Here is a 6,546-nt window from a genome sequence, read left to right on the forward strand (position 1 = left end):
GAACTGAGCTAGGAGCTCGGCGGGAATTGCCGGCAATTCCACCGGCTTGGCTTTCGGTTTGCGAGGCATACATTCTCCTTGGGAGCATGATATGCCTTGAACACGAAATTACTGACAGACCCACGGTTGTCAGGACAGGTCAAACGCCGCTTCCTCGACTGCTTCCACCTTGTCTCACCCTAGCTCGCAAGACTTTGAACAGGCTCTTAGCAAGTTTTTGTCAGAGTGCCAGCCACATCTCAATGGAAACCTGTCAGACCGTTAAAATTCGTATCAAAATTCCAGTGGGTTACCTGTCCAGCAAGGCAGCGGGAACGTTAGAATGCTGCCAAATGTCATATCCATGATCGTACGACTTGGGCATGACCAATCAACCAGCAAGCCCTAAGAACTTGTTCAAAGTCTATTGCGCGTTGGCAATACGGCGTTGAAAACTCCCTCGGAATGCTCATTTACCACGCGTAAACTCCGCTTCCTCGGTTGTTTTTGCCTTGTCTTAGCTCGCAAGACTTTGGACAGATTCTAAGCCACTCCACGGTTCCATCTTCTCCCCGGTAAATGAGAGTTCAGCCTACAGCCAAGATTCCTGGCTAGCGGTTTCCAAATGCTATAGGGGCGACGTCTGCCTAGTACTGCTTCATCTGACATGAAAATTCCCAACGCCATGAAGTTGTCCCCATTAATAAGTTTTTCATGGGCTCTGCTAAGTACTTGTCCCCTGGCAGCCACGCCCATAAAGCTAACAACGGTTCCCTTGTTAGTACCTGAATTACACGATAGTAAAGGGAACGTGGTAGCGCTTAGCCCCCGACACCAAAAGCTGATTGAACTCATCAGTGCAGAATCCGGACTGCAGTTCGACATCAAACCCTATCCATGGCGGCGTGCCCAAAGGCTGGCTCAGTTAGGTAATGGATTGCTATGGGGTGTCATCAAAACTGAAGAGCGAAAGCAATACCTTTCATTTACGAACCCTATAGCGCCATTGCGTTATTGGCTGGTAGTACAAGCGGGTAAAAAATTTCCCTACCACAACATCCATAGTCTTCGTGGAAAGCGGATTGTTATTGCAAATGGCGATCAGTATGGGGATGAATTCAATGCTCATCGAGACAAGCTGTTTACCGTTGAAGAAGAAACGCTTTCACGGGAAGCCAGATTGGCCATGCTGGTGAAAAATCGCGCGGATGTGGCCTTGATGAGTTGCTTCCTGTCTGATGCGAAGCAGTTTGAGGCCCGGCTAAATCGCGGTTATGGCGACATAGGGCATTGGTCTGTCTTGTCCAAACCCATGTTGGTAACTCCTATCCACATTGCGGCAGCACGCGATCATCCACTCAACCTATACTTACCAACCCTCAATCGAGCCATTGAACGGTTGCAAAAACGTGGTGCTATTCATGCTGCCATGAACCTACCAGACAAAAAGCCAGACGCAGTGCCTCTACCGTCTGAGCCACTTGTATACAACAAGCGCAGGGAAAAACGATGCCCGATACCGTCCTTACTTCAGAACCAATAAAGGTAGGCCAATGACTGCTGTAACTACCTAAATAGAAGGCCCCAATCACTCGGGGCCCCATATCCTATTCACAGCCTCACTACACAGCGATGCACAGGATTCACGCTACGCGAAGCCCTTCATACCGTAGGAAGCAAACCAAACCTTCAGCTCGCTAATGCAGGCTCTCGACTCAGATCGACATAGAAAATTTCTCCTGCCTCACCATTGCGCGGTGTAACACCCACCCGCATTGCCGGTACATGGAATGCTTCAGCACCACTGCCACTTGGGCGCAAAACAACCGCCATCCGTACATCCACCTGCTCCAGTTGTGCCCTTCCACCCAGGCGGGCTGCGACCTCTTTCAGTACCTCTGCCCTGCTTTTCAGGTTACCACTGGCAGTAGCACTGCTCAGCTTCAAGGCAGGCCAGTTGAAATTAACTGTACGGAGACTGCCATCGCGGTCACTCACCAGGCGCGCTCGCTGGTCTTCCACGATCAACTCACCTGCTGCCCGCACGGCCACACTCAAATAGCCCTGCAGCTTGGGTTCCGACTTCACACCAGAGCCATCAAGCGCCTCGGTCTGTTGAGCCAACACATTGGTTTCAATGATCTGGGTGTTGCGCCCATCAATACCGTATTTTGCCAGCAATGCCTTGTGCTGCTCAGCAATAGCAACTTTCCGTGCATACCCCACGGCAAGCGGCACTGTCGACAATGTTTCAAGCTTACCGGTGCGCTCAAAACGCAATTCACCGCCAACTACGTCAATCGACACCTCACCTGCTTCAGAGCGGCCATCAATTTCCAACGCTGCCCGCCGACCTGTGCGTGAAATGGTATTGAGCCCATGGGCAGCTGCCAATGCATCACTGTTGATAGCCAGTCGCATCAAATGCTGCTGCAACTTGGTCTGGTCGTAGCGTGGCATAGCTGCTTCCAATGCATCCGCAGGTAAAGTACGCAGAGTGCTTAGACTCACTCTACCACTGGGTGTACCCAGCTCTTCCGGGCTGAATACTGCAGCCTGGCAGGTTCCCACATAGGCTAAAGCCAGCAATACGCCATAAGAACAACGTTTAAATGATTTCATGTTCTCTCCTCTTCTTATGGCAAGGCTGGCGCGCCATTGGGTTCGCACTTGCTGACGTAATAGCTGGTCATATAGTTGGGCTTCATCGTCGGCCAGCGGTGGTAATAGCCTTCATCCAAGGTATAGGCAGCCGAATACTCGGCATCGCCAAACGCGAGCGATACCGGGCAGACCTTGTTGTTACCGGTGTACCAACTACCAGGGTCGTAAGTATTGTCGACCCATGCCTTAGCTACACCTTTTTGCGAATAACCCTGGCTGGCAACCCTGCGATAACCGTCATTGAACATCCAACCGATATACATCAGGCCATGGAAACCCGTAATCACATGTACGCCACCTTCCGCGGCGCTTTTCCATAGATTGCGATGTTCCCAGCGAATGCTGTTGCAAGCTGAAAAATGCAGGAAACGCAGTTTCCCGCCCGCATTCGGGCCGTACAGCATCTGATCGGGGTAGGCACGGCAGTTACCATTCTCCTGATTCTGGAAATAGGCAAAAAAACCGCGTGTACTGCTGTAGCCACCATGTCCGCAAAAGAGCGTGGCATCTACTGCATCAGCACCATCCGCCGTATTATCACGCCCACCTGTGACTTTCGCTGGATCCATGAATGCACCGGCACGCACCTGTGACCCCAGATAGGTGGATGTAGACCAACCATTCTGTTTCATACCATCGAGCCAAGCCTGGCACATGCCCGGCCATTCGGTACGCGTGTTGGCGGGACAATCAGCATTCCACTCGCCAATCGCATAGGTACGCGCATCATCCGCCCACACCGTAAAAGGCAAAACACTCGCGCAAACCAGCGTCAAAAGACGTGGTCTGAAAATTTTTTGCATCTGGTATCTCTCCGATTTCTTATTCATTACATTTCATGCAGCCAGCGCCGGAATAATCAGCGCGGGGCGATTTTGCATGGATTTGTATGACGGAGAGCGGTTTGCGGTTTCGAAGGGATTACCAGGTGGTAAATATGATGAAGATTGGTTCCAAACAGGCTTAACTTACCGCCACAACTACCTTGCCAAAGTTACGGCCTTCCAGCATGCCGATAAAGGCATTGGGTGCTTGTTCCAGGCCAGAAACCAAGTCTTCGCGATAGATAATATCGCCACGTTTTACCCAGTTACCCATGGTTTGCAAAAACGACGGATATCGATCTTCGTGGTCGAAGTTGATAAAACCCTGCATACGGATGCGTCTTGCCAGCAAGATATTCATTAGCGCAGGCACCTGATTGGGCCCTACTGGTAAATCGGTATCGTTGTAATGCGAAATCTGCCCGCTGATAGGTATACGCGCGCCCATATTGAGCAAAGGAAGCACCGCTTCAAAAACGATGCCACCCACGTTTTCAAAGTAGACATCAATACCCTGAGGACAAGCTGCCGCCAACTCTGCAGCCAGCCTAGGGGATTTACGATCGATGCAGGCGTCAAAGCCTAATTCCTCGACGACATAACGGCACTTCTTCTCCCCGCCCGCAATGCCCACAGCACGGCAACCTTGAAGCTTAGCGATCTGCCCCACCACCGAGCCCACCGCCCCTGCAGCGGCAGAGACCACCACCGTGTCCCCTTCCCTCGCCTGACCAATATCAAGCAAACCCAGGTAAGCAGTGAACCCAGGCATGCCCAGTACACCTAATGCCAGCGATGGCCGATCCATGCTCCCCAGCTTCTGTAGACCCTGCCCGTCTGAAATAGCGTGCGACTGCCATCCGGTGTAAGCAAATACCCATTCGCCCGGCACATAATCAGAGTGCCGTGATGTCTCTACCCGACAGACCGCACCACCCACCATGACATCACCGATATTCATCGACTGGGTATAGGACGATCCTTCGTTCATACGAAGACGCATGTAAGGGTCCAAGGACAGGTAAACCGCGTGCAATAACAGCTGCCCTTCTTCTGGCTCTGTCACAGACCCACGCTCGAAACGGAAATTATCTGGGGTCGGCAAACCAGTCGGACGCGATACGAGAATGATGCGTGTGTGCTGTCGAATGCTCACAATACCTATCTCCAAAGTACGGGCCAGGAAATCCACTCCTTTTTATCTACGCACATCGAGCTGCAAACCACCAAACACGATCAAGACAAGCAATCTTGGAATACCACCGCAAGTGCGAATAGTTCCTGCCACCTTACCCGTCTTAGGATGTATCCGTAGAAACAACAACACCGGCACTGGGCCGGTGTTGTTAATTCAGACATGTACTGCCAACAATGTGAGCAGTTCGAGACCAAGTTCCTACGCGCTTTGCGGCAGTGCACCCTTCCCATCCTGCTTAGCGGACGCCTGAGCTGGACGATAGCCATGTGTACCGTAGTAAGCGATGTACACGTAGCACACCAATGGCACTACAAAGGAAACCAACAGGGACATATGGTCGGCAAAGGCAGCCTGCAACAGCGGCATCACCGCACCACCAACAATGGCCATACACAATATGCCGGAACCCTGGCTGGTCCGTTCACCCAGGTTTTCCAGGGCAAGCGAGAAGATGGTGGGGAACATGATGGAATTGAACAAGCCCGTCAGCAGCAAGGACCACATCGCGACGGAACCACCAACCGTAATCGCCAATCCAATCAACACAGCATTGATTGCCCCAGCACATGCCAGAACACGGCTTGCCGGTACCTTGCGCATCAACCCGCTACCAATAAAACGCCCAACCATAGCGGCACCCCAGAACAAGGCTAGATATCTGCCTGCCTTTTCATGGCTAAGACCTGCAATGGAAGGCTCGTTCATCAGGCTGACCAGGAAGCTGCCGATCGAAACTTCTGCGCCCACATAGGTAAAGATGCCCACAGCACCCAACACCAAATGCCGCTGCGACCAAAGACTGCCAACCGGCTGACCAGTTGTTGCAGCGCCGGCCTGGGCTTGTTCCACCTTGCGCACATCCGGCAGATGGAACAACGCCACGGCAGCAGCCAGTACAAACAGCAATGCCGCCAGTACCAGATACGGCCCTTGCACACTGCTCGGGTCATTCACCGCTGCAGCGGCATGATCGGCAGCGCCCAGAATTGTCGCAGCACCAACCAATGGCCCCAAGGTAGCGCCAAGGGAATTAAATGCCTGAGTCAGATTCAAACGGCTCGAAGCAGTCTCCGGCGCACCCAGCAAAGTGACATAGGGGTTCGCCGCTACCTGCAACAATGTAATTCCCGAGGCCAACACGAATAACGCCCCAAGGAAAAGCGGATACATGCGCAAGCTGGCTGCCGGGTAGAACATCAAGCACCCCACCCCAACTGTGCACAAGCCAATAATAATGCCCAGCTGGTAACCCAAGCGCTGCAACAACCAGCCAGCAGGCATCGACACCACAAAATAAGCCGTGAAAAAACAGAACTGGACCAACATAGCCTGCACATAGGTCAGCGAGAACATCGCCTTCAGGTGCGGTACCAGGATATCGTTCAGCGAGGTGATCAAACCCCACATAAAGAACAGCGAAGTCAAAACCGCCAATGGGCGGGTATGGGATTGGTTCATGGTGGCAATCCTGTTTTGCTTACACAAAACTTACCGGTAATCGTGAAGTTCGCGATCGTATCGACTAGTAGGCGCCAATGCACTCGGGATTTCCACAACTAGCAGACTCGTTAAATACTTAATTTCTATAACAAAACTATTACCAAAATTGGCGTGCGCATCCCTGTCGCTACATCCTCCTACCAAGCATGCGTTCACAGCACCAGTTCAGGATTCCGAGGTTGGATTCAACCACCATTTCCTCTCCAAAGCTGTCGGTTTCCGTCCCTTTCTTGCGTCGAAATTCGCAAGATATTGCCTAGGGTCTGTTGACGTTTTGACTTCGGTATATTGAAGAAGCGCAGCAAACCCGCAGAATTACGGTTCCTATACCAATCACCCTGCGGGTTTGCTATGCCCCGATTGATGCTCAGTGACGAGCTT

At 52.1% G+C, this 6,546-nt stretch carries 5 protein-coding genes; 1 reads left to right on the top strand and 4 read right to left on the bottom strand.

The window, feature by feature from the left end; genetic code table 11:
* Positions 1–646 precede the first annotated feature (646 nt).
* Complete coding sequence (locus ACUHMQ_RS19775) at positions 647–1,522, top strand: substrate-binding periplasmic protein (RefSeq protein ID WP_445297179.1); 876 nt, start codon at positions 647–649, stop codon at positions 1,520–1,522.
* A 146-nt stretch (positions 1,523–1,668) separates the two neighbouring features.
* Here the strand turns inward: ACUHMQ_RS19775 and ACUHMQ_RS19780 are convergent, their stop codons facing one another.
* The 4 genes from ACUHMQ_RS19780 to ACUHMQ_RS19795 all read right to left on the bottom strand — a co-directional run bounded on the left by ACUHMQ_RS19780 (position 1,669) and on the right by ACUHMQ_RS19795 (position 6,123).
* The gene (locus ACUHMQ_RS19780) at positions 1,669–2,601 is read right to left on the bottom strand and encodes a hypothetical protein (protein ID WP_445297180.1); all 933 of its coding nucleotides are present in this window, start codon (positions 2,599–2,601) and stop codon (positions 1,669–1,671) included.
* A gap of 14 nt (positions 2,602–2,615) precedes the next feature.
* Entirely contained in the window at positions 2,616–3,446 is an 831-nt protein-coding gene (locus ACUHMQ_RS19785) for a hypothetical protein (protein WP_445297181.1), read from the bottom strand.
* Positions 3,447–3,606: 160 nt separating this feature from the next.
* Positions 3,607–4,623, bottom strand: a complete 1,017-nt coding sequence (gene curA, locus ACUHMQ_RS19790) for an NADPH-dependent curcumin/dihydrocurcumin reductase (RefSeq protein WP_445297182.1) — start codon at positions 4,621–4,623, stop codon at positions 3,607–3,609.
* Between the two features lie 240 nt (positions 4,624–4,863).
* A complete protein-coding gene (locus ACUHMQ_RS19795; protein WP_445297183.1) occupies positions 4,864–6,123 on the bottom strand; it encodes a sugar MFS transporter in 1,260 nt (419 codons plus the stop codon).
* Between the last annotated feature and the right edge of the window lie 423 nt (positions 6,124–6,546).

The sequence above is a fragment of the Chitinimonas violaceus genome (assembly GCF_052601015.1).